25 protein-coding genes are annotated in these 25,410 nt (G+C 28.8%); 20 read left to right on the forward strand and 5 right to left on the reverse strand.

Annotated elements, in window-relative coordinates; genetic code table 11:
- Positions 1 to 13 precede the first annotated feature (13 nt).
- On the reverse strand, positions 14 to 694 hold the full coding sequence (hsrA, locus tag ATR_RS08545) for a homeostatic response regulator transcription factor HsrA (protein WP_066156397.1): 681 nt from the start codon (positions 692 to 694) through the stop codon (positions 14 to 16).
- A gap of 193 nt (positions 695 to 887) precedes the next feature.
- On the opposite strand from hsrA, the gene ATR_RS08550 reads away from it, so the two are divergent.
- The 5 genes from ATR_RS08550 (at position 888) to ATR_RS08570 (ending at position 5,470) form a co-directional block, all read left to right on the forward strand.
- Complete coding sequence (locus tag ATR_RS08550; RefSeq protein WP_115429008.1) at positions 888 to 1,700, forward strand: peptidylprolyl isomerase; 813 nt, start codon at positions 888 to 890, stop codon at positions 1,698 to 1,700.
- A gap of 9 nt (positions 1,701 to 1,709) precedes the next feature.
- Positions 1,710 to 2,777 (forward strand): class II fructose-bisphosphate aldolase, encoded by a 1,068-nt coding sequence (gene fbaA, locus ATR_RS08555; RefSeq protein WP_115429009.1) that lies wholly within the window; start codon positions 1,710 to 1,712, stop codon positions 2,775 to 2,777.
- Positions 2,778 to 2,866: 89 nt separating this feature from the next.
- A complete protein-coding gene (gene ilvA, locus ATR_RS08560; protein ID WP_115429010.1) occupies positions 2,867 to 4,072 on the forward strand; it encodes a threonine ammonia-lyase in 1,206 nt (401 codons plus the stop codon).
- A 91-nt stretch (positions 4,073 to 4,163) separates the two neighbouring features.
- Complete coding sequence (locus ATR_RS08565; RefSeq protein WP_115429011.1) at positions 4,164 to 4,847, forward strand: F0F1 ATP synthase subunit A; 684 nt, start codon at positions 4,164 to 4,166, stop codon at positions 4,845 to 4,847.
- A gap of 56 nt (positions 4,848 to 4,903) precedes the next feature.
- Positions 4,904 to 5,470, forward strand: coding sequence for a thiamine phosphate synthase (locus ATR_RS08570; RefSeq protein WP_228254223.1), 567 nt, complete (start codon positions 4,904 to 4,906; stop codon positions 5,468 to 5,470).
- Here ATR_RS08570 and ATR_RS08575 read toward each other — a convergent pair.
- A complete protein-coding gene (locus tag ATR_RS08575) occupies positions 5,467 to 8,196 on the reverse strand; it encodes a RecB-like helicase (protein ID WP_115429012.1) in 2,730 nt (909 codons plus the stop codon). The genes ATR_RS08570 and ATR_RS08575 overlap by 4 nt on opposite strands.
- A gap of 79 nt (positions 8,197 to 8,275) precedes the next feature.
- On the opposite strand from ATR_RS08575, the gene argB reads away from it, so the two are divergent.
- From argB to ATR_RS08600, 5 genes are all read left to right on the forward strand, one after another.
- Positions 8,276 to 9,175: an acetylglutamate kinase gene (argB, locus tag ATR_RS08580; protein WP_115429013.1), complete on the forward strand. Its 900-nt coding sequence runs from the start codon at positions 8,276 to 8,278 to the stop codon at positions 9,173 to 9,175.
- A gap of 8 nt (positions 9,176 to 9,183) precedes the next feature.
- Positions 9,184 to 10,665, forward strand: a complete 1,482-nt coding sequence (thrC, locus tag ATR_RS08585; protein WP_115429014.1) for a threonine synthase — start codon at positions 9,184 to 9,186, stop codon at positions 10,663 to 10,665.
- 158 nt (positions 10,666 to 10,823) lie between these two features.
- Entirely contained in the window at positions 10,824 to 11,324 is a 501-nt protein-coding gene (locus ATR_RS08590; RefSeq protein ID WP_115429015.1) for a Rieske 2Fe-2S domain-containing protein, read from the forward strand.
- An 11-nt stretch (positions 11,325 to 11,335) separates the two neighbouring features.
- Positions 11,336 to 12,580: a cytochrome b gene (locus ATR_RS08595; RefSeq protein ID WP_115429016.1), complete on the forward strand. Its 1,245-nt coding sequence runs from the start codon at positions 11,336 to 11,338 to the stop codon at positions 12,578 to 12,580.
- Between the two features lie 3 nt (positions 12,581 to 12,583).
- Complete coding sequence (locus tag ATR_RS08600; RefSeq protein WP_115429017.1) at positions 12,584 to 13,615, forward strand: c-type cytochrome; 1,032 nt, start codon at positions 12,584 to 12,586, stop codon at positions 13,613 to 13,615.
- 69 nt (positions 13,616 to 13,684) lie between these two features.
- Here the strand turns inward: ATR_RS08600 and ATR_RS08605 are convergent, their stop codons facing one another.
- Complete coding sequence (locus ATR_RS08605) at positions 13,685 to 14,356, reverse strand: 16S rRNA (uracil(1498)-N(3))-methyltransferase (RefSeq protein ID WP_115429018.1); 672 nt, start codon at positions 14,354 to 14,356, stop codon at positions 13,685 to 13,687.
- Entirely contained in the window at positions 14,356 to 14,751 is a 396-nt protein-coding gene (locus tag ATR_RS08610; RefSeq protein ID WP_228254224.1) for a hypothetical protein, read from the reverse strand. Before ATR_RS08610 ends, ATR_RS08605 begins: the two co-directional genes overlap by 1 nt.
- A gap of 115 nt (positions 14,752 to 14,866) precedes the next feature.
- On the opposite strand from ATR_RS08610, the gene queC reads away from it, so the two are divergent.
- From queC to accA, 7 genes are all read left to right on the forward strand, one after another.
- On the forward strand, positions 14,867 to 15,553 hold the full coding sequence (gene queC, locus ATR_RS08615; protein ID WP_115429019.1) for a 7-cyano-7-deazaguanine synthase QueC: 687 nt from the start codon (positions 14,867 to 14,869) through the stop codon (positions 15,551 to 15,553).
- A gap of 1 nt (position 15,554) precedes the next feature.
- Positions 15,555 to 16,082 carry a 6-carboxytetrahydropterin synthase gene (locus ATR_RS08620; protein WP_115429020.1) on the forward strand — a complete coding sequence of 176 codons (528 nt, stop codon included), beginning with the start codon at positions 15,555 to 15,557 and terminating at the stop codon, positions 16,080 to 16,082.
- Positions 16,069 to 16,833: a 7-carboxy-7-deazaguanine synthase QueE gene (locus ATR_RS08625; protein WP_115429021.1), complete on the forward strand. Its 765-nt coding sequence runs from the start codon at positions 16,069 to 16,071 to the stop codon at positions 16,831 to 16,833. The genes ATR_RS08620 and ATR_RS08625 overlap by 14 nt, the downstream gene beginning before the upstream one ends.
- Before the next feature lie 57 nt (positions 16,834 to 16,890).
- On the forward strand, positions 16,891 to 17,634 hold the full coding sequence (gene fabG / locus ATR_RS08630) for a 3-oxoacyl-ACP reductase FabG (protein WP_115429022.1): 744 nt from the start codon (positions 16,891 to 16,893) through the stop codon (positions 17,632 to 17,634).
- 91 nt (positions 17,635 to 17,725) lie between these two features.
- Positions 17,726 to 17,956, forward strand: coding sequence for an acyl carrier protein (acpP, locus tag ATR_RS08635; RefSeq protein ID WP_115429023.1), 231 nt, complete (start codon positions 17,726 to 17,728; stop codon positions 17,954 to 17,956).
- Positions 17,957 to 18,072: 116 nt separating this feature from the next.
- Complete coding sequence (locus tag ATR_RS08640) at positions 18,073 to 19,332, forward strand: beta-ketoacyl-ACP synthase II (RefSeq protein ID WP_115429024.1); 1,260 nt, start codon at positions 18,073 to 18,075, stop codon at positions 19,330 to 19,332.
- Positions 19,333 to 19,379: 47 nt separating this feature from the next.
- Positions 19,380 to 20,315, forward strand: coding sequence for an acetyl-CoA carboxylase carboxyl transferase subunit alpha (accA, locus tag ATR_RS08645; RefSeq protein WP_115429025.1), 936 nt, complete (start codon positions 19,380 to 19,382; stop codon positions 20,313 to 20,315).
- A gap of 22 nt (positions 20,316 to 20,337) precedes the next feature.
- Here the strand turns inward: accA and ATR_RS08650 are convergent, their stop codons facing one another.
- Positions 20,338 to 20,685: a histidine triad nucleotide-binding protein gene (locus tag ATR_RS08650; protein ID WP_115429026.1), complete on the reverse strand. Its 348-nt coding sequence runs from the start codon at positions 20,683 to 20,685 to the stop codon at positions 20,338 to 20,340.
- Between the two features lie 125 nt (positions 20,686 to 20,810).
- Between ATR_RS08650 and pheS the strand changes: the two genes are divergently transcribed.
- From pheS to aroA, 3 genes are read left to right on the forward strand one after another with little or no spacing between them, the layout of a single operon-like run.
- Positions 20,811 to 21,803, forward strand: coding sequence for a phenylalanine--tRNA ligase subunit alpha (pheS, locus tag ATR_RS08655; protein WP_115429027.1), 993 nt, complete (start codon positions 20,811 to 20,813; stop codon positions 21,801 to 21,803).
- Positions 21,800 to 24,121: a phenylalanine--tRNA ligase subunit beta gene (gene pheT / locus ATR_RS08660; RefSeq protein WP_115429028.1), complete on the forward strand. Its 2,322-nt coding sequence runs from the start codon at positions 21,800 to 21,802 to the stop codon at positions 24,119 to 24,121. The genes pheS and pheT overlap by 4 nt, the downstream gene beginning before the upstream one ends.
- 9 nt (positions 24,122 to 24,130) lie before the next feature.
- Entirely contained in the window at positions 24,131 to 25,408 is a 1,278-nt protein-coding gene (gene aroA, locus ATR_RS08665) for a 3-phosphoshikimate 1-carboxyvinyltransferase (protein ID WP_115429029.1), read from the forward strand.
- Positions 25,409 to 25,410: the final 2 nt, after the last annotated feature.

Genomic DNA, 25,410 nt, shown 5'->3' on the forward strand with positions numbered 1-25,410 from the left:
AATTAATTTAATTCTATTTTTCTTCTACTTGGTTTGGATAACAGAATCTATAACCTCTTCTTCTAATTGTCTCAATAGTTGAGATATTTAAAGGTTTATCCATTTTTTGTCTAATTTGATTAATTGCAACTTCAATAACATTTGGAGTCACAAGTTCTGGCTCTTCCCAAATAGCATCTAGTAATTGCTCTTTACTTACAATTTGATCTCTATGTCGTGCAAGATGAGTTAAAACTTCAAAAGGTTTCCCTTTTAACTCTATCTCTTCTCCAGCATATTCAATTTTTTCTTCATCTGGATTAATAATCAAATCATCTATTTCTATAATATTTGTTCCACCAAATCTTAATCGTGCTTCAATTCTTGCAAGTAAAATATCAAAATCAAATGGTTTTTTAATAAAATCATCAGCACCTGATTTTAAAGCCTCTATTTCACTCTCTTTATCATCTCTTGCAGATATAATTACAACAGCAGTTCTAGAGCTTCTATTTTTTACAATTTTACAAAGCTCTATTCCATCACCATCTGGTAACATCCAATCTGTTAAAACTAAATCATAATTTCTAATATCAATAAAATACTCAGCATCTTTATAATTTTCTGCAGTATCAACTTGATAACCAAAATCAATAAGTCCCTCTTGTAGTGTTCTGTTTAAAGTAATTTCATCTTCAATAATTAAAATTCTCATAAAAATCCTTAAGTTAAATTTAATCTTAAAATTGCTTGCAAGTATAACACAAATTTTGAAATATTTAAAGCTTTTTTAAGTTAAATGTTAAATTTCGTAAATATTTTTGGAAAAATTGCAATTTTTTTAAAAAAATAAACTATTTATTAACTCCAAATGGATAAAATACTGCAATTTAATTTTAAGGAATAAAATGAAAAAAATAGTTATGAGCTTTATAGCTTCAATTACTCTAGTTTCTACACTAAATGCAGCAGAGTTTTATGCTACAGTAGATGGTGATAAAATTACAAAAGATGATATTAATGTTCTTTTGCAAGACCCAAGAATTGATTTTGATAAACTTCCACAAGATGCAAAATCTCAAATCCTTGAAGGTGCAATAAATAGAAAATTAATTGCTAAAAAAGCAATTAAGGATGGAATTGAAAAAGATGCTCAATATGTAGAAGCTATAACAAAAATCAAAGAGGATTTAGCTCTTCAAGTTTGGCAAAAAAAAGAGATTGACAAAATCAAGTTTAGTGATACTGAGAAAAAAGCTTTTTATGATGCAAACAAAGCAAAATTTAATATTCCAGAAATGTATGAGGCATTTCATATTCTAGTTAATACAGAAGCTGAAGCAACAGCAGTTATAAAAGAGTTAGAAAAAGCTGCTTTAAATGTTAAAGAGACAAAATTTAAAGATTTAGCAAATAGTAAATCAAAAGATGCTACAAATAAAAATGGTGGATATTTAGGTAAATTTGCAGCTGAACAAATGGTTCCTGAATTTGCAATGGCAGTAAAAGCTCTTCCAAAAGGTGGACACTCTAAAACTCCAACAAAAACTCAATTTGGTTATCATGTAATCTTTGTTAAAGATGTTTTCCCTGGTAAGCAACTATCTTTTGATGAAGTAAAAGAGAATATAAATCAAGCTATGATAGGTGAAAAGTTTAATAAAAAAGTTGATGAACTAACAACTGAATTAAGAAAAGACGCAAAGATAGTAATTAAATAAGGAAAGAATATGGGTGTTTTAGATGTTGTAAAAGCTGGTGTTCTAACAGGAAGCGAAGCAAAAAAACTTTTCACTTATGCAAAAGAACAAGGATTCGCAATTCCAGCTGTTAATATTGTAGGAACTGACTCTATAAATGCTGTTTTAGAAGCTGCAGCAAAGGTAAAATCTCCTGTTATTATTCAGTTCTCAAATGGAGGAGCTGGTTTTTATGCGGGAAAAGGTTTAAAATCTAATGATGCAGCAGTTTTAGGAGCTATTAGTGGAGCAAAACATGTTCATCTTATGGCAAAAGCTTATGGAATTCCAGTAATTTTACATACAGATCATGCAGCAAAAAAACTTCTTCCTTGGATTGATGCTCTGTTAGATGCGGGTTCTGATTTTTTTAAAGAGAATAGAAAACCACTTTTTACTTCTCATATGCTTGATCTTAGCGAAGAGAGCTTAGAAGAAAATATAGAAATTTGTGTTGAATATTTTAAAAAAATGAATGAAATTGATATGATGATTGAAATTGAGCTAGGAATTACTGGTGGAGAAGAAGATGGAGTTGATAACTCAGATGTTGATAATGCACTTTTATATACACAGCCTAGTGAAGTAGCATTTGCTTATGAAAATTTAAGTAAAGTTGGAGAGAATTTTACAATAGCTGCTAGTTTTGGAAATGTTCATGGTGTTTATAAACCAGGGAATGTAGTACTTAGTCCAAAAATTTTAGATAATTCTCAAAAGTTTATAGAAGAGAAATATAACACTTCTAAGAATCCAGTTGATTTTGTATTTCATGGTGGGAGTGGTTCTCTTTTAAGTGAGATTAGAGAAGCTATATCATATGGTGTTATAAAAATGAATATTGATACAGATACTCAATGGGCATTTTGGGATGGAGTGAGAGCTTATGAAAAAAAACATCATGGCTATTTACAAGGACAAATTGGAAACCCTGAAGGGGAAGATAAACCAAATAAAAACTACTATGATCCACGAAAATGGTTAAGATCAGGACAAGAAACAATGATTTCTAGGCTTGAAACTGCTTTTTCAGATCTATTAGCTTTAAATAAAAACTAAAATCAAAAATCTTATAAAAATTGATTAAAACTAGCTTTTAATCAATTTTTGCTAAAATATTCTCAAAATTCTCAAAATAAAGATAAAAAATGATTACTTTAAATGATATAAAAGATGCTCAAAAAAGGCTAACTGGGACGGTATATAAAACTCCTCTTATGAAAGCTCCTTTTTTAAGCCTTGAAAAAAATGCTGAAATTTTCTTCAAAGAGGACAATCTTCAAGTAACAGGAAGTTTCAAAATAAGAGGAGCTTTTAATAAAGTTGCTATGCTTGATAATGAAAAAAAAGCATCTGGTGTAGTAGCTGCAAGTGCTGGAAATCATGCTCAAGGATTAGCATTTGCTGCTTCATATTTTAAATGTCAAGCAACTATTTTTATGCCAGAAGCAACTCCACTTACAAAAGTTTTAGGAGTAAAATCTTATGGTGCAAATGTTGTTTTAACAGGAGAAAACTTTGATGAAGCCTATGCTAGTGCTATAGAGTTTGCAAAAGAAAACAACAAAGAGTTCGTTCACCCATTTGCTGATGATGAAGTAATAGCAGGGCAAGGAACAATCGCATTAGAGATTTTAGATAAAATAGCTGATATTGACCAAATAATAGTGCCAATTGGCGGAGGTGGATTAATTGCTGGAGTGGCAATTGCTGCAAAAAGTATAAATCCAAATATAAAAATAACTGGTGTTGTAGCAAGTGGTGCAAAAGGTATGAAAGAAAGTTTTGAAGCTAGAGTACCAATTGACTCATCAAGTGTACGAACAATTGCAGATGGAATTGCCGTAAGAGATGTTACTCCAAAATTACTAGATATTATTTTAGAATATGTTGATGAAATTGTTGAAGTAAGTGATAATGAAACTGCAAATGCAATTTTATTTTTATTAGAGAGACATAAACTCATGGTTGAAGGAGCAGGAGCTGTTAGTGTTGCTGCTATTATACATGACAAAGTTAGTATTGAAAATAAAAAAGTTTGCGCAATTGTAAGTGGTGGGAATATTGATGTTACAATGCTCTCAATAATTATTGAAAAAGGTTTAATAAAATCTCATAGAAAGATGAATCTAATAGTAACCTTAATGGATAAACCAGGAGCTTTAATGCACTTAACTGATATCTTTACAGAGTGTTCTGCAAATATTGTAGAGATTGATTTTGATAGAAATTCTGTAAAATTAGAGTTTGGTGAAGCTTATGTAACTATTGCATTAGCAACTAAAGGAAAAGAGCATCAAGAACAAATAAGAGAAAATTTGAAACAAAATGGTTATAGATTTAAACAAATTTAGTTTAATTCATTATATTTATAAAGATTTTAGAAAATAAATATTATAATCCGCACATAATTTAGTATTTGTAGAAAAAGAAAAAAGGAAGAAAATGGAAGGAAGATTGTTTACATTCTTAGGAACTATTGGTGGTCACGGGCAAGAGTGGATAATTTTATCTCACTTTGTTTTAGTAATTGGAATTATTTTTCTAGTTTCTAGAATGGCTACAAGAAAAATGCAACTAGTTCCAACAGGAAGTCAAAATGTTATGGAAGCTTTTGTAGGAGGAATTGTATCAATCGGTACAGATTCTATGGGAGAAAAAAACTCAAGAATTTATATGCCACTGATTGGTAGTTTAGCTTTAGTTATATTCATTAGTAATATGATGGGTGTAATCCCTGGATTTGAAGCACCAACAAGTAATATTAACTTTACTGCTTCTTTAGCTATCATAGTTTTTGTATATTATAACTATTTAGGAATCAAAAAGAATGGTTTTATTAACTATTTTAAACACTTTATGGGACCTTTACCAATATTAGCTCCTCTAATGTTCCCTATAGAAATAATTTCTCATTTTTCAAGAATTATTTCACTATCTTTTAGATTATTTGGATCTGTAAGAGGAGATGATATGTTCTTAATGGTACTTTTAATGCTAGTTCCATGGATTTTACCATTACCAGGGTTTTTCCTTTTAGCAGTAATGGGTGTTTTACAAGCATTTATTTTTAGTATCCTAACATATGTTTATATTGCTGGATCTATTATGATGGAAGAAGAGCATTAATAGCTCTCTTAATCAGTCAAATATAGGGAATAAGTTTTTACTTATTCCCTTTTTTATTGGAGAAAAATATAAAATCTTATCTAATATCTGATCCAAATTATTTTTCAAATAACCCAGAAGAGTTTAAGAAAAAATTAAAAGAAGTTCTAAAAAATCATAAAATTGATTTTGCTTGTTTTAGAGACAAAAGTTCACAAAATATAGAAGAGTTAGCAAATATATTTTTACAAACTTGTAAAAAATTTAAAGTAAAAAATGTTTTAATTAACTCAAATATCACTTTAGCAATAACACTGAAATTTGATGGAGTTCATCTAAATTCACAGCAGTTTGACAAAATAAAAAGTGCAAAAAAATCAAATCTCCTTACAATTATCTCTTGTCATACATTAAAAGAGTTAGAAAATGCAATGCAAGAAAATATAGATTTTGTAACATACTCTCCAATTTTTGACACTCCAAACAAAGGTGAAGCTAAAGGTACTGAGAAATTAAAAGAAGCTATAAAAAGCTTCCCAAATCTAAAAATCATTGCACTAGGTGGAATAATCACAAATGAGCAAATACAAGAGATAGAAGAAGCAAATGCCTATGGTTTTGCTTCTATTCGATATTTCATTTAAATATCTACAAAAAGGATACCTTCCTCTTTTAAATAAATCAAATAGCCATCTACATTATTTGTATTAAAAATTTCACAAATAGCCTTTTTATAATACTCTACTTGAGTTTTATGAGAAGATAAAACTTGTGTTGTCGTTTTATAATCAACAATAATAAATCTACCATTTTTATATAAAAGTAAATCTAAAACTCTTATCTCTTTATTATAAACTAAAGCTTGTTCATGCACAATTTGGGCATCTTTAATTAAATTTTTGAATTTCTCTTCTTTGATTAAATTTTGAATAAGCTTTTTTATAGCTAAAAAATCAAGCTCCTCTAAGTAATTGAAATATTTAGTTTTTGACAAATTTAAACTATGTTCTAAATTTTCATCATCAAACTGAATCATCATCTCCAAAGTATAGTGAGTAGCTAATCCAAAATATTTTGCTTTTAATATTTCACTATTTGTACTACTTTCATTTGATATTTTAAACTCTTGCTTACCTAAATCTAAAGATTTATAAGTAATCTCTTGCCTAATCTCTTTTTGTTCTATAACTTGGCTAGAGATTAAATTTCCACTCTTAAATGTAGTTAAATTTAATATATCAAATACACTATTTTTCTCTTTTTTAAAGATAATTAAATTATTTTTAGCTCGTGTTAGTGCTACATAAAGAACATTTTTTTCATCATCAAGATTTAAGCTTTTCTCTTTTTCTAGAGCTTTTTTATAACTCTCATCAAAACTCTCATAAGCAGAAATTTTATAGTAGATATTTTTTAAGTTAATATCTTCATAATCAAATAGAAGTGAGCTTTTATCATGATTCTTCCTCTTTATTCTATCAATTAAAATTGTTGTATGAAACTCTAAGCCTTTTGATTTAAAAATGGTAAGTATTTGAAGACCAGAATTTTCAATATTTTCAATACTAATATCCAATTTATCAATCTCATAAACAAAATCAACAATATTTGAATAATTATCTAATTGCTCTATTAATTTTATAATATTTTCATCAATAATATCAAAATAACTAGCAACAAGATATAAGACTTTTTCTACACTAAACTCATTTAAATCAATATCAAGTAAAAACTCACTATCTATCTCTTTTCCAATAAGAACATTAAAATTCTCCTTATATATACTCTCTTTAAAATAGAGATATTTTATAGCATTTATAAGTGCTTTTACATTTTGTTGATTAATTAATTTAGAACTCATATCAGTTCTTATTTTTAGATTTGGCAAACTCTCTTTTAAATAGTAAAAGAGCTCTAAAACATCACTATTTGTATAACATAAAATTGCGATATCTTCTGCATTTATTCCACTTTCTAATAGCTCTTTTATTTTATTTACAATACCTAAAAACTTATCTTCACTTTGTAAATTTATATCTTCTATAAGCTCAACAAATCCATCTTTTCTAACACTCATTTGTGAAATATAATCATAGTTTGAAAGGTTTAAAAAAGTATTATTTACAAAATCAATAATATTTTTACTAGAACGATAGTTTGTATTTAAGTTTTCAAGTTTAATTATATGATTCTGCTCTAAAACATAATCAAAAAGTTCCCTCTTCCCTCCACGAAACCTGTAAATACTCTGTTTTGGATCACCAACATAGAAAAATGTTTTAAATTTTTCACTATCTCCTGATATAAGCTCATCAATCAAAGGCTTCAAAATCTTATACTGTAAAATAGAAGTATCTTGGAACTCATCTATTAAAATATGATTATAATTACTATCGAGCCTAAAATATAGGAAATCCTTATTAATTTTATTATTTAGAAGTTCATAAACTAAATTTGAAATATCATTAAACTCAAAGTAATTCTTATCTATATTAAAACTCTTTTTGAACTCTTTAAAATTTATATAAAGCTTAAAAATCTTATTTAAACTATATGTCGCTCTTAATTTGTAGTAATTTGAAAAACTCTCTTTTAGCTCTAAAAAAACACTATTTATCTCATCATTTGCACATTTTTTAAAATATGAATAATCATAAATTGTCTCTTTTTCTATCCATGTATTTGAAAAAAGTTCATCAAAATTTGTAAAATTCACAGCTTTAATTGCACTGTTACTTGCTTCTTTACAGTTTAAAATATGCTCTTTTATCTTATAAGCTTTTTCTAAAATATCATTTTTTATTAGATTAAGTAGCTTTGCATCTATTTCAACAGGATTTATATTTTCATTTTTTTCAATCAAACTTTTAAATAGTTCAAAAATGGAGTTAAATTTTTTCTTCTCATATAAAGAGAATTCAACTAAATCTTTAAATCTATTTTCATCTAGGCTTTGCAAAAATTTATAACTCAAAATCTCCATATCATCATTTAGAATTTTGAAATCATCACTTATTCCAATATATCCACAAAACTCTCGTAAAATCTTATTTACAAACTTATCAATAGTAAATATACTTGAACTATCATTTATAAAAAGTTTTATAAGAAATGATTTTTTTCCTAAAATCTGCTCTTTTGTAAAGTTTGAAACTCTTACAATTTCACTTAAATATGCTTCATCATCTCCTAAAGTTTGTAAAGTTTTAAAGACTCTTTGGCTCATCTCAAGAGCTGCTTTATTTGTAAAAGTTAAAGTTAAAATTTCACTAGGTTTTGCTCCTAAAAGAAGTAAACTAATATACCTTACTGTTAATGCAAAAGTTTTTCCACTTCCTGCACTTGCTTTTAATGCTAAATATTTTTCCATATAAAGATTTTACTATATTTCATTTTAAAAGAGATTTTTAGATATAATCAAAGCTTTAAAATTTACAAGGATATTTTGTATGGCACAAATAAATTCAAAAGTTCAAACTTTAATAGATGCTATTCCATATTTTAAAAAATTTTATGGAAAAACAATAGTTATAAAATATGGTGGAAGTGCTCAAACAAGCGATGATTTAAAAGAGAAATTTGCTCAGGATATAGTTTTATTAACACTTTTAGGAATAAAACCTATAGTTGTTCATGGTGGAGGGGCAAGAATTACAGAACTTTTAACAAAACTTGAGATTCCTTCTCATTTTGTAGATGGTTATAGAGTCACTTGTAAAGAGAGTATGAAAGTTGTTGAAATGGTTCTAAGTGGAGAGATAAATAAAAATCTTGCTTCACTTTTAAATCATCATGGGGCAAAAGCTATTGGAATATCTGGAAAAGATAGTGGAATAATCAAAGCTGTTCCAAAAGATGGTGGAAAATTTGGTTATACAGGTGATATTACAGAAGTAAATGGAGATATAATCAACAATCTAATAAAAGAGGGGTTTATTCCAGTAATTGCACCTATTGCAAACGGAGATGAACCAAACCATCCAGGTTACAATATAAATGCAGATGTTGCAGCTTGTGAAATAGCAATGGCAGTAAAAGCCCAAAAAGTTATCTTTTTAACTGATACAATAGGAGTTTTAAATAAGCAAGGAGAGCTAATCCAAACTTTAGATAAAGCAAATGTTGAGATGTTTAAAAAAGATGGAACAATTGCTGGTGGAATGATTCCAAAAGTTGATTCTTGTATAGAAGCAATTCATAATGGAGTGAATAAAGCTCATATAATTGATGGGAGAGTTGAACACTCAATATTACTTGAGCTTTTTACAAGCGATGGTATAGGAACACAATTTATAAGAGTTGATAATCCAAATAATGGAATTGATATAGAAAAGTTACTTAATAGTTAGGAGAAGATATGAGTTTTGTAGAGACAAGAGGAAATGATGGAATTAAACCTATTGAAGTTTCATTTAGTGAAGCTATTTTAAATCCAAGTAGCTCTTTTGGTGGGCTTTATGTACCAAAAACTTTACCAAATCTAGGTGAAGATTTTATAGAAAAGTATTTAAATAAAAGCTATAAAGAGTTAGCATTTGATATCTTAAAAGCATTTAAAATTGATATCGATGATAATGAAATTCAAAAAGCACTAGATTTATATGATAATTTTGATAATCCAAATAACCCAAGCCCAGTAGTAAAAGTAAAAGATGATTTATATGTAAATGAACAATATCATGGTCCAACAAGAGCCTTTAAAGACATGGCACTTCAACCATTTGGAAGTATATTTAGCTCTATTGCTCAAAAAAAAGATGAGAAATATTTAATTCTTGCAGCAACAAGCGGAGATACTGGACCAGCTGCTTTAGATACATTTAGAGATAAAAAAAACATAGAAGTTGTTTGTCTATATCCAGATGGTGGAACAAGTGATGTTCAAAGACTACAAATGGTTTGCGATAGTGGAAAAAACTTAAAAGTTTTAGGAATAAAAGGAAACTTTGATGATGCACAAAATGCTTTGAAAAATCTTTTAGCTTCAAATAGTTTTAAAGAAGAGTTGAAAAAAGAGAATATTAATCTTAGTGCAGCAAATAGTGTAAACTTTGGAAGAATTATTTTTCAAATTATCTACCATTTTTGGTCATACTTAGAGTTAGTTAGACAAAATGCTATTAAAAATGGAGAAAAAATCTATTTAATAGTTCCTAGTGGAAATTTTGGAAATGTTTTAGGAGCTTATTATGCACAAAAAATGGGTTTACAAATAGAGAAACTTTTAGTTGCTTCAAATGAGAATAATATATTAACAGAGTGGATAAATACTGGTATTTACGATATTAGAGAAAAGAGTCTAAAATTAACAAAATCTCCAGCTATGGATATCTTAAAATCTTCAAATATTGAAAGAGTTATTTATGACCTTTTTGGAAGTGCTAGAACAAAAGAGTTAATGGAAGATTTAAACAAAAACAGTAGATTTGAAATGAGCAAGGATGAGACAAAAGAGTTGCAGAAATATTTTAGTGCTACTTTTAGTAACGATATATTTGGTAAAAAAACTATAAAAGAGTTTTTAGATAATGGCTATTTGATGGATCCACACACAGCGACTTGTATAAAAGCATATAATGATTTAAGAAACAAAGTTCTTAAAACTGTTATTTATTCAACTGCTGAATGGACAAAATTTTCTCCAACAGTTTTAAATTCACTAAATGAAAATAGTACAAAATATAGTGATAAAGAGGCATTAGATGAGATTAGTTCTAAATTTGGAGCAAATTTACCAAATAGTATAAAAAAACTATTTTCATCACAAATTGTACATGATTCAATTATAGAGAAAGAAAATATTGAATCAGAAATTATTAAGTTTATTAGAAAGTCATAAGATTTTCTAATACTTATCAAAAAAATCACTCTTAAAAAACTTCTATTTTTATACATTTCATTAATCTTTCATTTATAAAATTGACCAAAATCAATAACTATTAAGTATCTTTATAATAAAATCGAAGTTATTCTAATTTTAAAAAAAGGAAGCCAAATATGTCTAATAATACAAATAGACGAGATTTTATTGGCTACTCATTTGCAGCAGTTGCTGCAGTTGGAGGAGCCGCATCTTTGTATGGTATGAAGCAGGTATGGGATCCACTTCCTAGCGTTCTAGCTGGTGGATTTACAACTATTGATTTAACTGCATTAAAAGCAGGAGAACCAGAGACTTTTACATGGAGGGGTAAACCTATCTTTGTTTTAAAGAAAAGTAGTGATATGGATGATAGTACTAGAGACTTAATAGTAGGAAGCGATAGATATACTGTTGCAATTGGTCTTTGTACACATCTAGGGTGTATTCCAGCTTGGAAAAAAGGTACATGGAAATGCGCCTGTCATGGTGGAGAATTCGATGCAAGTGGTCATCAAACTTTTGGACCACCACCTAGACCTCTTGATTTACCTCCATTTGAAGTAAAAGAGAATACGATTGTTCTAGGAAACGAAGGACCTGAGTATCAAAAAATTGCACAAACACTAAAAGCATAAGGAGGCAATAGATGGCACAATTTGAAAAAGCTAACTCTGTTGGCGAGTGGTTAGACCAAAGATTAAATATTAAAACATTTAATAAGGTTATGATGACTGAATATTGGATTCCAAAAGATATTAATTTCCTATGGGCAATGGGTGTATTACTTGCGACTACATTTGGTATTTTAATTATCTCTGGACTATTTTTAATGATGTACTACAAACCAGATATTAAACTTGCATTTGATAGTGTAAACTATACAATTATGCAAGAAGTTGCATTTGGTTGGTTATTTAGACATATTCATGGTGTTGCAGCATCAGTTGTTTTCTTGATTATCTATATTCATATGCTTACTGGAATTTATTATGGTTCATATAAGCAAGGAAGAGAGATGATTTGGATCTCAGGAATGTTACTATTTGTTACATTTAGTGCTGCTGGTTTCTCTGGTTATATGCTTCCTTGGGGACAAATGTCTTATTGGGCTGCTATGGTTATTACAAACTTATTTGGTGGAGTTCCTGTTATTGGAGATGCACTAGTTGTTTGGATTAGAGGAGATTTTAATGTTGCTGATGCAACACTTACAAGATTCTTTATGCTTCATGTATTCTTACTTCCAATAGTTATTATGGGTCTTATTGGTTTACACTTCTACACATTAAGAATTCCTCACGTAAATAATCAATCTTCTGAAGATATTGATTTTGATGCTGAAGCTGAAAAATATTTAAGTGGAAACAAAAAAGAGTCAAAAGTTATTCCTTTCTGGCCTATCTTTATCTCAAAAGATTTAGCAGTTCTTGGAGTATTCCTAATATTCTATTTCTATTTAGTATTCTTCCATTATAGCTTTGCGATGGATCCAGTAAACTTTGATCCAGCAGATCCAATGGTAACACCTGCTCATATCTACCCTGAGTGGTATTTCTTATGGTCATATGAAGTATTAAGAGGTTTCTTCTTTGATATTGCAGGAATTAAAGCATTTGATATTGGTCTAATAGCATTTGCATTTGCGAATGGTATATTCTTTGTTTTACCTTGGCTAGATAGAGATAGCAAAATTTTACCAGCTCACAAAAGACCACTATTTTTTATTTGGTTCTGGTTATTAGTTGTAGATTTAATAGTATTAACTGTTTATGGAAAACTCCCTCCAACAGGTACAAATGCTTGGGTAGGTTTCTTTGCTGCAGTAGCATTTATACTACTATTTGTTCTACTTCCAGTTATTACAAAACTTGATCAAAAAAGAAGAGGATAAAAGATGAGAGAATTAAAAATTTTAGCAGTAGTAGTAGTATTAACTCTTATTACTTACTGGGGAGTTGAGCCATTTGCTCACTCACAAATGCATCCACAAGTTGATCCTGTAAACTACAACTTTGAAGAAGCTGATAGAGCTACTTCAAAAGAGGCAGTTGAAAAGGCTACTAAAGCTTTAGCTGAAGCTGAAAAAAAAGCAGATGAAAAAGCTATAAAAGGTGCAAAAACTGATTTAGAAGCAGCTCAAACTTTTGAAAAAACTATAAATGAGTTTTGGGATGCAAATAAAGAAGCAATAGCAGCAACACCAAATGTTGCAAATGGTGAAGCATTAGTAACAGCAAACTGTACAGCTTGTCATAGTATTGAATCAAAAGGTTTTCCAAAAATTATGGATGATGCAACAGCAGCTGGTGCTTATGGTGTTTCAACTCCTGATTTAGGAAGTTCTGGAAAAATATATTCAAAAGAGTACTTAGTAGCATTTATTAAAAATCCAGCTTTAGGTTCAAAGGTTTCTCATAAGTTTACAGATGGAAGAGTTCATCCAATGCCAGCTTATGAACTAATGAACACTCCACAAGAGATAGCTGATATGGTTGCTTACTTACAATCAATTGCTCCAAAAGAGATGACAAATAAAGAGGTATTTGTTGATGCTTGTCAAAGATGTCATGGTTTAAAATATGCTGATATGCAAAAAAGAACTATGGGTGCTTTCTCACCAGCTGATGATATTACAAAATATATGGGAAAACTTCCACCTGATTTATCTCAATATATTATTAGTAGAGGAGAGGATTCTTTAGGTAAATTTATAAATGATCCACAAAAACTACTTGAAGGTACAGCAATGCCTAGAGTTGGTTTAAACCAAGAGTCTCAAGCTCAAGTTATAAAATACCTTGAAGAAGTTGGAGATTCTAAAAAAGCACAAAGAGAAGAGTTAGGACCAAAATTCTTAATCTATCTAGTGATTTTTGCAATATTTGCATTCTTATGGAAAGCAAGCCAATGGAGAGATATTCACTAAGAATATATCTTAAAAAATTTAAGCTAGGAGTTTTTACTTCTAGCTTTTTTTATTTACTGCTTTTAAATCTTATAAAATAATCTTTGCACTAGCAGATATAATAGCAGTTTCAGATTTAAGTATTAGATTTGAATCAAATCCAACAATAAGGCTATCATTAAAAAGTTCTATCTCTCTTTTAGAAAAACCCCCTTCAGTTCCAATAAGTAAAGTATTAATTTTATCTTTTTTAGTATCAATCATATTCATTGAAAAATTTAAAATATATGTATCTGGAAAATCTTTTAAAAACTCATCTATACTTTTATAGATATTAAGTTTAATAATACTGCTTCTTCCACATTGAGAAGAAGAGTTTATCAAAATCTTTTCAAGTTTATCAAAATTTATTTTAAAATTTTTTTGTGAAAAATCACTATAAACAAATGTAATTTTATCAACTCCTAGCTCATTTAAGCTAGAGATATTTTCATAAATAGTTTTTGGATCAACAACAGACCAAGCAAGATGAAGTTTTTTACTATTTTCAACAACTCTTTTTTCTTCTTTTAAAAGAGTTAGAAACAAGCTTTTTTTATCAATTTGAGATATTTTGTATAAATATAAAATATCATCTTCTAAATTTCTAAAATATATCTCATCTCCTATTTTATGCCGTCTTGCTTTTATTATATAGTTATAGTTCTCATTTTCAACTTTTAAAAACTCATTTTTTGCATTCTTATCATAAATATACTGCATTAAAATACTTTACTAACTATATAAATAGCTACTAAAATTGCAATTTCAATAGTATAAACCTTTTTTGCATAAATAAAAAACTCTTCTTGAAGTTCTATATCTGCAACTTTTATTACTCTTTGCTTTTTATACCTTTTTATCTCAATTACAAGTAAAAATATTGAAGCTGGTATCATCAAAGCTATTGTAAAACTGAAATGATGAGAATAAAAGGCAACTATTGTACCAGTATAGATTACTATTGCATTTGCTAAATGGTAAATTGGTGTCATAAATTTTAATCTTTTTGCCAAAGAGATAAAATCTTTTTTTGTTACAACAGAGTATAGGTTAAAAAGCATAATTGCTAAAAAAATATATATAGCATAAATATGTGTCGATATTGCGTCTTGCATAATGTCCATAAAATTTATCTCACTTTTAAAAAATTTTGCTATTATATCCAACTTATGATAAGTTTATATTTTCAATATTTCATACATTTTTTAAACTATAAGGATCTTTTTATTTATGATTAATAATTCAAATAATAAAGCAGTTGTAATTTTAAGTGGTGGTATGGACTCAACTCTTAGTTCATATATAGCAAAAAATAGTGGTTATGAGCTAATTGCGGTCCATTTTAACTATGGACAAAGAACAGAAAATAGAGAGTTAATAGCATTTAGAGATATTTGCAAAAAGCTAAATGTTTTAAATAAATATGAGATAGATATTCCATTTTTTGCTCAAATTGGTGCTAGTGCATTAACTGATAAGTCAATAGATGTACCAGTAGATGGGCTTGAAAAAGGGATTATACCAGTTACTTATGTTCCTTTTAGGAATGGAATCTTTTTAAGTATTGCTAGTGCAATAGCAGAGAAAGAAAATGCAAATGCTATCTATATCGGAGTTGTACAAGAGGATAGCTCTGGTTATCCTGATTGTACAAATAGTTTTATTAGCTCTATTCAAAATGCAATAAATGAAGGAACAAAAGATAATACAAATATTAAAATTATTACTCCATTAGTTAATCTAAGTAAAGCTCAAATTGTTCAAGAAGCAATAAAACTAAATGTACCTTTAGAACTTACTTGGTCATGTTACAAGGAAGAAGAAAGTGCTTGTGGAGTTTGTGACTCTTGCAGACTCAGATTAAATGGATTTAAAGAGGCAAATCAAAAAGATCCTATACCTTATAAGGAGAGTTAATATGTGGGAAATTTCAAAAGAGTTTGATTTTTGTTATGGACATAGAGTTTGGTCACAATCATTAAATATTGAGTTTTCTCTTGATAGCTGTCTTATGTGTAGACACCTTCACGGTCACCAAGGTAAAGTAATTGTGTATTTAAAATCAGATAGTTTACAAAGTGGAATGGTTACAGATTTTAAACATTTAAATTGGTTTAAAAAGTTTTTAGATGATATTATTGATCATAAATTTATATTAGATATAAATGATCCACTTTTTTCGACTCTTTTACCAAATATTGATAAAAAATATTTAATAAAATTTAAAGAAGGTTATAAAACTGTAAATTTAAAAGATTATAAAAATGAACTTTTAGAGTTGTATGAGAGTTACATTATTGTAGATTTTGTACCTACTAGTGAAAATATATCTGCTTGGCTTCTAAAAATTGTTCAAGAAAAGATGAGTAAATTAGATATAAAAGTATCAAAGGTTGAATTTTTAGAGACTCCAAAAAGTAAAAGTACATTTTATGCTGGAAATTAATGAGATTTTTGGACCAACAATTCAAGGAGAGGGAAAATTAGTAGGGAACCTCTCCATTTTTATTAGATTTGGTAAATGTAATTTTAAATGTGTAGGTTTTAATGTTTTTTATGAAACACCAAGCGGTAAAAAAAAATGTGCTTGTGACTCTTACTATGCAGTTGATATGGAGTTTAAGGATAGTTGGAGAAGTTACGAAAATCATCTTGAAATAATACATGAAGTTGATAAACTTCTTGAAAATTATTCTTATAAAAATAGAGTTGATATTGTAATAACAGGTGGCGAACCACTTTTATATTGGAATAATAAAGAGTTTCAGAATTTAATTAAATACTATATTGAAAAAAATCATAAACTTACAATCGAGACAAATGCTTCTTTAAATATAGATTTTAAAGAGGAGTATCAAAAAAATATTCTATTTTCAATGAGTGTAAAATTAAGTAACTCTTTAGAACCTCTAAAAAAGAGAGTTAATAAAACTACATTAACAAAAATTTTAGAAAATACAAAAGAGTCTTATCTTAAATTTGTAATTGGTGATGATTTTTTAGAAAATGCAATATCTGAAATTGAAGATATTTTAAAAGATATTCCAAAATCTGAAGTATATCTAATGCCATTAGGTGATAGTTCTAAAACTATTGATACAAACTCTGAAAAAGTTGTAAATCTAGCTATTAAACATGGATTTAAATACTCTGATAGATTACATATTAGAATTTGGAATAATAAAAGAGGAGTTTAATATAATCAAATTATTGATATAATAAACTTTATATGTAAAAAAATAAAAGGACAAAATATGAAATTTAGTGGAAAAAATGTTTTAATAACAGGTGCAAGTAAAGGGATTGGTGCAGAAATTGCAAAAAATTTAGCATCTTATGGCTTAAAAGTTTGGATAAATTATAGAAGTAAAATAGAAGAGGCTGAATATATTAAAGAGCAAATTGAAAATGCTGGAGGAGTAGCTGCAATTATAAAGGCTGATGTTTCTATTGAGGATCAATTTATTGCTGCTATTAAAACTATTATTGAAAGTGATGGAGAACTAGCATATTTAGTAAACAATGCTGGAATTACAAAAGACAAACTAGCTCTTAAAATGAGTGTTGAAGATTTTACATCTGTAATTGATGCAAACTTAACATCAGCCTTCATTGGTTGTAGAGAGTTTTTAAAACAAAGAGGAAAAAAAGGTTTTGGTTCAGTTGTAAATATCTCTTCAATTGTTGGAGAGATGGGAAATCCTGGTCAAGCAAACTATAGTGCAAGTAAAGGTGGATTAAATGCAATGACTAAATCATTTGCAAAAGAGGCTGCAAGTAGAAATCTTAGATACAATGCAATAACTCCTGGATTTATTCAAACGGATATGACAGATTTATTAAAAGATGAAGTAAAAGCACAATATGAGAAAAATATTCCACTTTCAAGATTTGGGAATCCAAGTGAAATAGCTGATGCTGTGGCATTCTTGCTAAGTGATCACTCATCATATATTACTGGTGAAATACTAAAAGTTAATGGTGGATTATATGTTTAAAGTTTATCTTTAAACTATAATTTCTACAAATTAAAAAGTTTTTAAAACTTTTTTGCTATAATTTTGTGACAATTTTATTAAAGGAATTAAAATGGCATTATTAGATGATGTAAAAGCTGTTGTAGTTGATCAATTAGATTGCGATCCAGCTGAAGTTAAAGAAGGTTCGAAATTCATCGAAGATTTAGGAGCAGATTCTCTAGATGTAGTAGAGCTTGTAATGGCTTTAGAGGAAAAGTTTGATATCGAAATCCCTGATGAAGAAGCTGAAAAAATCTTAACTGTTGGTGATGCAATAGCATACATTGAAAACAATAAATAGTTTTCTTTATATATTTAGATAAAAGAGACTCTCTTTTGTCTATTATTTTAGTTGTTGAGTTTTTAAATTTAAATAGAAAATTGAATAGTTTAAATAAAATATTGGAGCATTATTAGATGAAAAGAGTTGTTATTACAGGTTTAGGTACTATAAATTCTACTGGACATAGTGTGAACGAATCTTTTGAAGCCGTTGTAAATGGTGTTTGTGGGATTGATAAAATTACACTTTTTGATACAAGCGATTTTTCAGTGCAAATTGCAGGAGAGGTTAAAAATTTCGACCCTGAAACTGTAATGGATAAAAAAGAGGTTAAAAAAGCTGATAGATTTATTCAGTTGGGAATTAAAGCAGCATTAGAAGCGATGATTGATAGTGGATTTGTTACATCTGAAAATAAAAAAGTAGATGAGAATATAGCTCCTAGATTTGGAATTATTTCTGGGTCAGGAATTGGTGGTTTATCAACAATTCAAAAAAACTCAACTATTTGTGATACAAAAGGTTCAAGAAAAATATCTCCATTTTTTATACCATCATCTTTAGCAAATATGTTAAGTGGTTTTATCTCTATTGAACATAATTTAAAAGGTCCATCTTTAGGTCATGTAACTGCTTGTGCTGCTTCAACTCATGCTTTAAATGATGCTGTAAAAACAATTGTTTTAGGTGGTGCTGATAGAATTTTAGTTGTTGGGGCTGAAAGTGCTGTTTGTGGCGCTGGAGTTGGTGGGTTTGCTGCGATGAAAGCACTATCTACAAGAAATGACGATCCAAAAAAATCTTCAAGACCTTTTGATATAGACAGAGATGGTTTTGTAATGGGTGAAGGTGCTGGAGCTTTAGTTGTAGAAACTTTAGATAGTGCACTAGCTAGAAATGCAAAAATTTATTGTGAGATTATTGGATTTGGGGAAAGTGGTGATGCAAATCATATAACTTCACCTGTTATAGATGGTCCACTAAGAGCGATGAAAGCAGCTTTTGAGATGGCAAAAAACATAACTGGCAAATATCCAAAAATAGACTATATAAATACTCATGGAACTTCAACTCCTGTTGGAGACAAAAATGAAACAGCTGCAATAAAAGAGTTGTTTGGTGGAAAAGAGAACTGTCCTCCTGTATCATCTACAAAAGGTCAAATTGGTCACTGTTTAGGAGCAGCTGGTGCTATTGAATCTATTATGGCGATAAAAGCTCTAAATGAGGGAGTTATTCCTCCAACAATAAATGTTGAGAACCAAGACCCAGAGTGTGATTTAGATGTTGTTCCAAATATTGCTAGAAGAGTTGAACTTACAACTGTTATGAGTAATAATTTTGGTTTTGGTGGAACAAATGGTTCTGTAATTTTTAAAAAATTTACAAAATAAATTTAAACCTTAAAGGGTGATTTCACCCTTTTATTTAAGGAAAAATATTGGCTACTTACTTAGAATTTGAAGAAAAAATAAAAAAAATAGAAGATGATATAATAATCGCAAAAACAAGAGCAGATGAACCTGCTGTGGAAATATTGAATAAAAAACTAGATAAAGAAGTTGAAAAAACTTTTAAAAACCTAAATGATTATCAAAAACTTCAACTAGCACGACACCCAGACCGTCCTTATGCTCTTGATTATATTAATGCTCTTTTATCAAATGCCTATGAAATTCATGGTGATAGACATTTTGTAGATGATAGTGCCATTGTTTGTTATTTAGGTTTTATTGGAGAACAACAAACTTTAATAATTGGTGAACAAAAGGGTCGTGGAACAAAGGAAAAATTAAAAAGAAACTTTGGAATGCCTAGCCCTGAAGGTTATAGAAAAGCTTTAAGAGCAGCACAAATGGCAGAAAAATTTCAAATTCCAATTCTTATGTTAGTTGATACTCCAGGTGCATACCCAGGTCTTGGAGCTGAAGAAAGAAATCAAAGCGAAGCTATTGCAAAAAATCTTTATGAATTTGCAAACCTAACAACTCCAACTGTATCTGTTGTAATTGGAGAAGGTGGAAGTGGTGGTGCTCTAGCTATTTCTATTGCGGATAAATTAGCCATGATGAGATACTCTGTATATGCAGTTATTTCACCTGAAGGTTGTAGTGCTATTTTATGGAATGATCCAACAAAAGTTGAAACTGCAGCTCAAGCTTTAAAAATTACTGCTGAAAATCTTAAGCATCAAAATTTAATAGATGATATTGTAAATGAGCCTTTAATAGGTGCCCACAGAAAAAAAGATGAAGCAGTAATGGCACTAAAAGAGTATTTTTTAGACTCTATAGAGGAGCTTAAACAATTAACTCCTAAAGAGAGACAAGAGAAGAAATATCAAAAAATTATGAATTTAGGCTCTTTCTCTGAATAATTAATAAAGGATAAACTCTCGTTTATCCTAAATCATTTTTATCACGAACCAATCTTCCAACTTTTTCACCACCAATTATATGAAAATGAAGATGAGCAACCTCCTGCCCACCATCTTCTCCAATATTTGTAATCATTCTATATCCACTTTTATCAATTTTTAGCTCTTTTGTAACTTTTTTTATAAAATCACTTAAAGCATTCATAATTGACGATGGTGTATCTTCAAATGAGTTATAGTGAGCTTTTGGAATAACTAATACATGTATTTTTCTTGTAGGATTTATATCATGAAAGGCTAAAAAATTTTCATCTTCTAATACAATATTACTAGGTATCTCTTTATTTATTATTTTGCAAAAAATACACATATTTTCTCCTTAATTTTTTCTAATAAATTATAACCAAACTCTAATAAAAAATTAGATATAATCGCAACTTTGAGAGATTAGAATATATATTTTATAAAAAATAAATTAGAGATTAGGAATAAAAATTGGAACTTTGGATAAAGAAAATAGAATCTGCTTCAACACTTGAAGAACTGGAGAGTTTAAGAGTTGATACCCTTGGTAAAAAGGGAGTTTTAACTGTAGAATTTGCAAAAATGAAGGATATTCCTGCGGAGGATAAAAAATCATTTGCAGAAAATTTAAATAAACAAAAAGAACAAGTAACAAAAGCTTTAGATAGTAAAAAAATAGAGCTAGAAGCTATAGCTTTAGATAAAAAATTACAAAATGAAAAAATTGATGTTACAAGATTTAATAATGAAATTACAAGTGGTGCAACTCATCCAGTTGCTGAAACTATGAATAAAATTATTACATACTTTCAAAATCTAAATTTTGCAGTTGAAGAGGGACCTTTAGTTGAAGATGATTTTCATAATTTTCAAGCACTAAATCTTCCAGAATACCATCCAGCACGAGACATGGCTGATACTTTCTACAACAAAGATTATACACTTTTAAGAACTCACACTTCTCCTGTACAAATTAGAACAATGCTTAGTCAAAAAGCACCTATAAGAATGATTGCACCAGGAACTGTTTTTAGAAGAGATTTTGATATTACTCATACTCCTATGTTTCATCAAATTGAAGGCTTAGTGGTAGATTGTGCTGATAAAATCTCATTTGCAAATTTAAAACATGTAATGGTTGAATTCTTACAACATATTTTTGGTGAAGTTGAAGTACGATTTAGACCATCATATTTCCCATTTACAGAGCCTAGTGCTGAAGTTGATATCTCTTGTGTATTTTGTAAAGGTAATGGTTGTCGTGTATGTTCACAAACTGGATGGCTTGAAGTTTTAGGATGTGGAGTTGTAGATCAAAATGTTTTTGATGCAGTTGGATATAAAGATAAATCAGGTTATGCATTTGGTTTAGGAGTAGAGAGATTTGCTATGTTAATTCACAGCATTGGTGATTTAAGATCTCTATTTGAGAGTGATACAAGATTATTAGGACAATTTAAATGATAATTACAAGAAGATGGTTAGAAGAATTTATAAATATTTCACAAATAAGTACAGATGAAATTTGTAAAACATTAAATAGTATTGGTTTAGAAGTTGATAGTTTAGAAAAACAACAAATTGCTTCAAAAGTTGTTATTGGAAAAGTTTTAAGCAAAGAGAAGCATCCAGATGCTGATAAATTAAATGTTTGCCAGGTTGATTTAGGATATGAGACTACTCAAATTGTTTGTGGCGCAGCAAATGTAGAGGCTGGACAAATAGTTGCAGTTGCTACTATTGGAGCTATTCTAGGAGATGATTTTAAAATAAAAGCAGCAAAATTAAGAGGAGTTGAATCAAATGGAATGATTTGCTCTTCAACAGAGCTAGGTCTTCCAAAATTAAATGATGGAATTATGATTTTAGATAGCTCAATTGGTGAGATAGAACTAGGAAAAGAGTTAAAAGATTACCCAATTTTAAATGATGATATTATAGAAATAGGTCTTACTCCAAATAGAGGAGATTGCTTAAGTATTTTAGGAGTTGCTAGAGAATTAGCAGCTTTTTATGATTTGCCTCTAATGGAGCTTGATAAAAATACAAATGACCATGAACTTAGTATTGGTCAAATATTTGAGATAAATAGTTCAAATATTGATACTTTTTTAGCATACAAAGCTATAGACTTTTCAGCTCTTAAGCTAGATTTAGTAACAAATATAAGAGTATCTTTAATTGGTAAATTTAAAGAAAATCATCATATTAAAAACTCTCTTTTTTATGCAACTCACTCTATAGGTGTTCTTTTAAATGCATATCCTAGAGAAGATTTTATACTAAAAAACGAGCTTAGTGTTTTAGATTTAAGAAAAGATGATAAAGGATTTGATTGCTCATATTCAAACGCAAACTGCCTTAGCTTATTATGTATAGAACAAAAAGATTTTGATGAAAAATCAAATGATTTTTTGCTTGAAGCATCTTATATAGATCCTGAAATTCTCTCAAAAAGAGTTTTTGATACAAAGATAAAAACAGGAGATTTATTTTATAAAGCATCAAGAGGTAGTAATCCTGATATAAACTATGGAGTTAACTATTTCTCTAGTTTTGCTTCTAAAATGGGAGCAACTATATACTCTGGAGCAAAAGAGTTTTTAGAAGATATTGAGAAAACAACTCTTAGTATCAGTGTAAAAAGTATAAACTCTATTATAGGACAGGATATTGAAAAAATTGAGATAGAGAGAATTTTAACATCTTTAGAGTTTGAGATAAAAGAGTCTGTTGATGATATTTTATTAATTAAAGTTCCTCACTATAGACACGATATTAAAAATATTGCCGATATTGCTGAAGAAGTTATAAGAATGGTTGGAATTGACAATATCATTTCAAAACCTTTGGCTATAGATGAAGTAAATAGAGTAAACAAAACTTCTCTTGATTTACAAAAAAGAAATAAACTAAGATATAAAGCTATTGAAAATGGATTTTTTGAAACACTAACATATGTTTTTTCTTCAAAAGAAAATTTAGAAAAATATGGTTTTAAAACTGTAAAAGATGAATTAGAGCTTATTAATCCAATCGTAAAAGAGCTAAATACATATAGAACTACCCTACTTTTAAACTTAATTGAAGCCTGTTCAAATAACTTTAAAATAGGTACAAAAAGTGCTAGTTTTTTTGAAATAGGAACTATCTTTGATGAAAATAGAGTAGAAAGTAAGAAAATAGCCTTTGTTCATAGTGGAGCTTCAACTATTGAAGATGTAAGCAATGCTGGAAAACCAAAAAATATTGATTTCTTCTCATTTGCAAAAAATGTTTTAAATACAATTGGTGAATTTGAACTAGAACCTATTATAAACATTAATAATAAATTTATTCACCCATATCAAAGTGCAAATATTTTAATAGATGGGAAAATTGTAGGATTTATCTCAAAGCTTCACCCAAGTGTTGCAAATGATTTTGATTTGAGTGATACTTTTTTTGCAGAGATTGATTTTATTGCCATAAAAAATGACTTAATAAAAGTCTCTTCTTACTCAAAGTTCCAAGCCTCAAGAAAAGATTTAAGCATAATTGCTCCAAAATCTTTAGAGTTTAAAGAGATTAAAAAAGTTATAAATTCACTAAATATTAATTTAATTAAACAATATAACTTAATCGATATCTATAGTGATGAAAAATTAGGTGATTTTGAAAGTTTAACTATCAGATTTACTCTTCAAAGTGATGAAAAAACACTTGAAGATGATGATATAAATCGAGTTATAAACTCAATTTTAGATGCTTTAAAAGAGAAATTAAATATTACTTTAAGATAGGAAAAAAAGATGTCAAGTTTTAGTATAAAAAGATTGAATAAACCTTTTGATATTGTTATAGAAAATATTGCAAGTGATAAATCAATATCTCATAGATGTGCTATGTTTTCACTATTTTCAAATAAAACTTCGTATATTAAAAACTATTTAACTGCTGAAGATACTTTAAATACTCTAAAAATTGTAGAGCAATTAGGTGCAAAAATAAAAAGAGTTGGAAATAGTGTTGAAATAACTCCTATTGATAATTTAAGCGAACCTGATGATGTTCTTGATTGTGGAAATTCAGGAACTGCAATGAGGCTTTTTTGTGGATTATTAGCAAGCGTTGATGGAAGTTTTATTCTAAGTGGAGATAAATACTTACGAAGCAGACCTATGAATAGAGTAGCAAACCCTTTAAGAAATATTGGAGCTAACATAGATGGAAGAGAGAATGGAAATAAAGCACCTCTATTTATTAGAGGAGAAAAAAATCTAAAACCATTTACTTATATCTCTCCTATAGCTTCAGCTCAAGTCAAATCAGCTATGATTTTGGCAGCACTTAGAGCAACAAATATTAGTAAATACAAAGAAGAAGAACTAACAAGAGATCATACAGAACGAATGCTAAAAGGTATGGGAGCAGAAATTTTTACTGATAACGAAGGCTTTATAAATATAAAACCTCTCACATCACATTTAAAACCTTTAAATATAACTGTCCCAGCAGATCCTTCTAGTGGATTTTTCTTTGCTGTTGCAGCTGCTATTTCAAAAGGTTCTAGAGTTGTAATAAAAAATGCATCTTTAAACCCAACAAGAATTGAAGCTTATGTTGTTTTGAAAAAAATGGGAGCAGTAGTAAACTTTATTGAAAAAGAGAATATTTATGAGCCTATTGGTGATATTGAAATCATTGGAGATGAGTTAAATGGTGTTGAAGTAGTTGATAATATTTCATGGCTAATAGATGAACTTCCAGCGCTTAGTATTGCTATGAGTTTAGCAAATGGAAAATCAAAAGTAAAAAATGCAAAAGAGCTAAGAGTAAAAGAGAGTGACCGTATAAAAGCTGTTGTAGATAATTTGGCACTTTGTGGAGTTGATTTTACAGAGTTTGAAGATGGTTATGAAATAAAAGGTGGTAAATTAAATAGTGCAACTATAGACTCTTATGGAGATCATAGAATTGCTATGAGTTTTGCAATAGCTGGACTAAATTGTGATATGAAAATAGATGATGTGGAATGTATAAACTCATCTTTTCCAAACTTTAAAGAGATTTTAGACTCTTTGTATTAAGG

The organism is Aliarcobacter trophiarum LMG 25534 (assembly GCF_003355515.1).
Taxonomy (GTDB): Bacteria; Campylobacterota; Campylobacteria; order Campylobacterales; family Arcobacteraceae; genus Aliarcobacter; species Aliarcobacter trophiarum.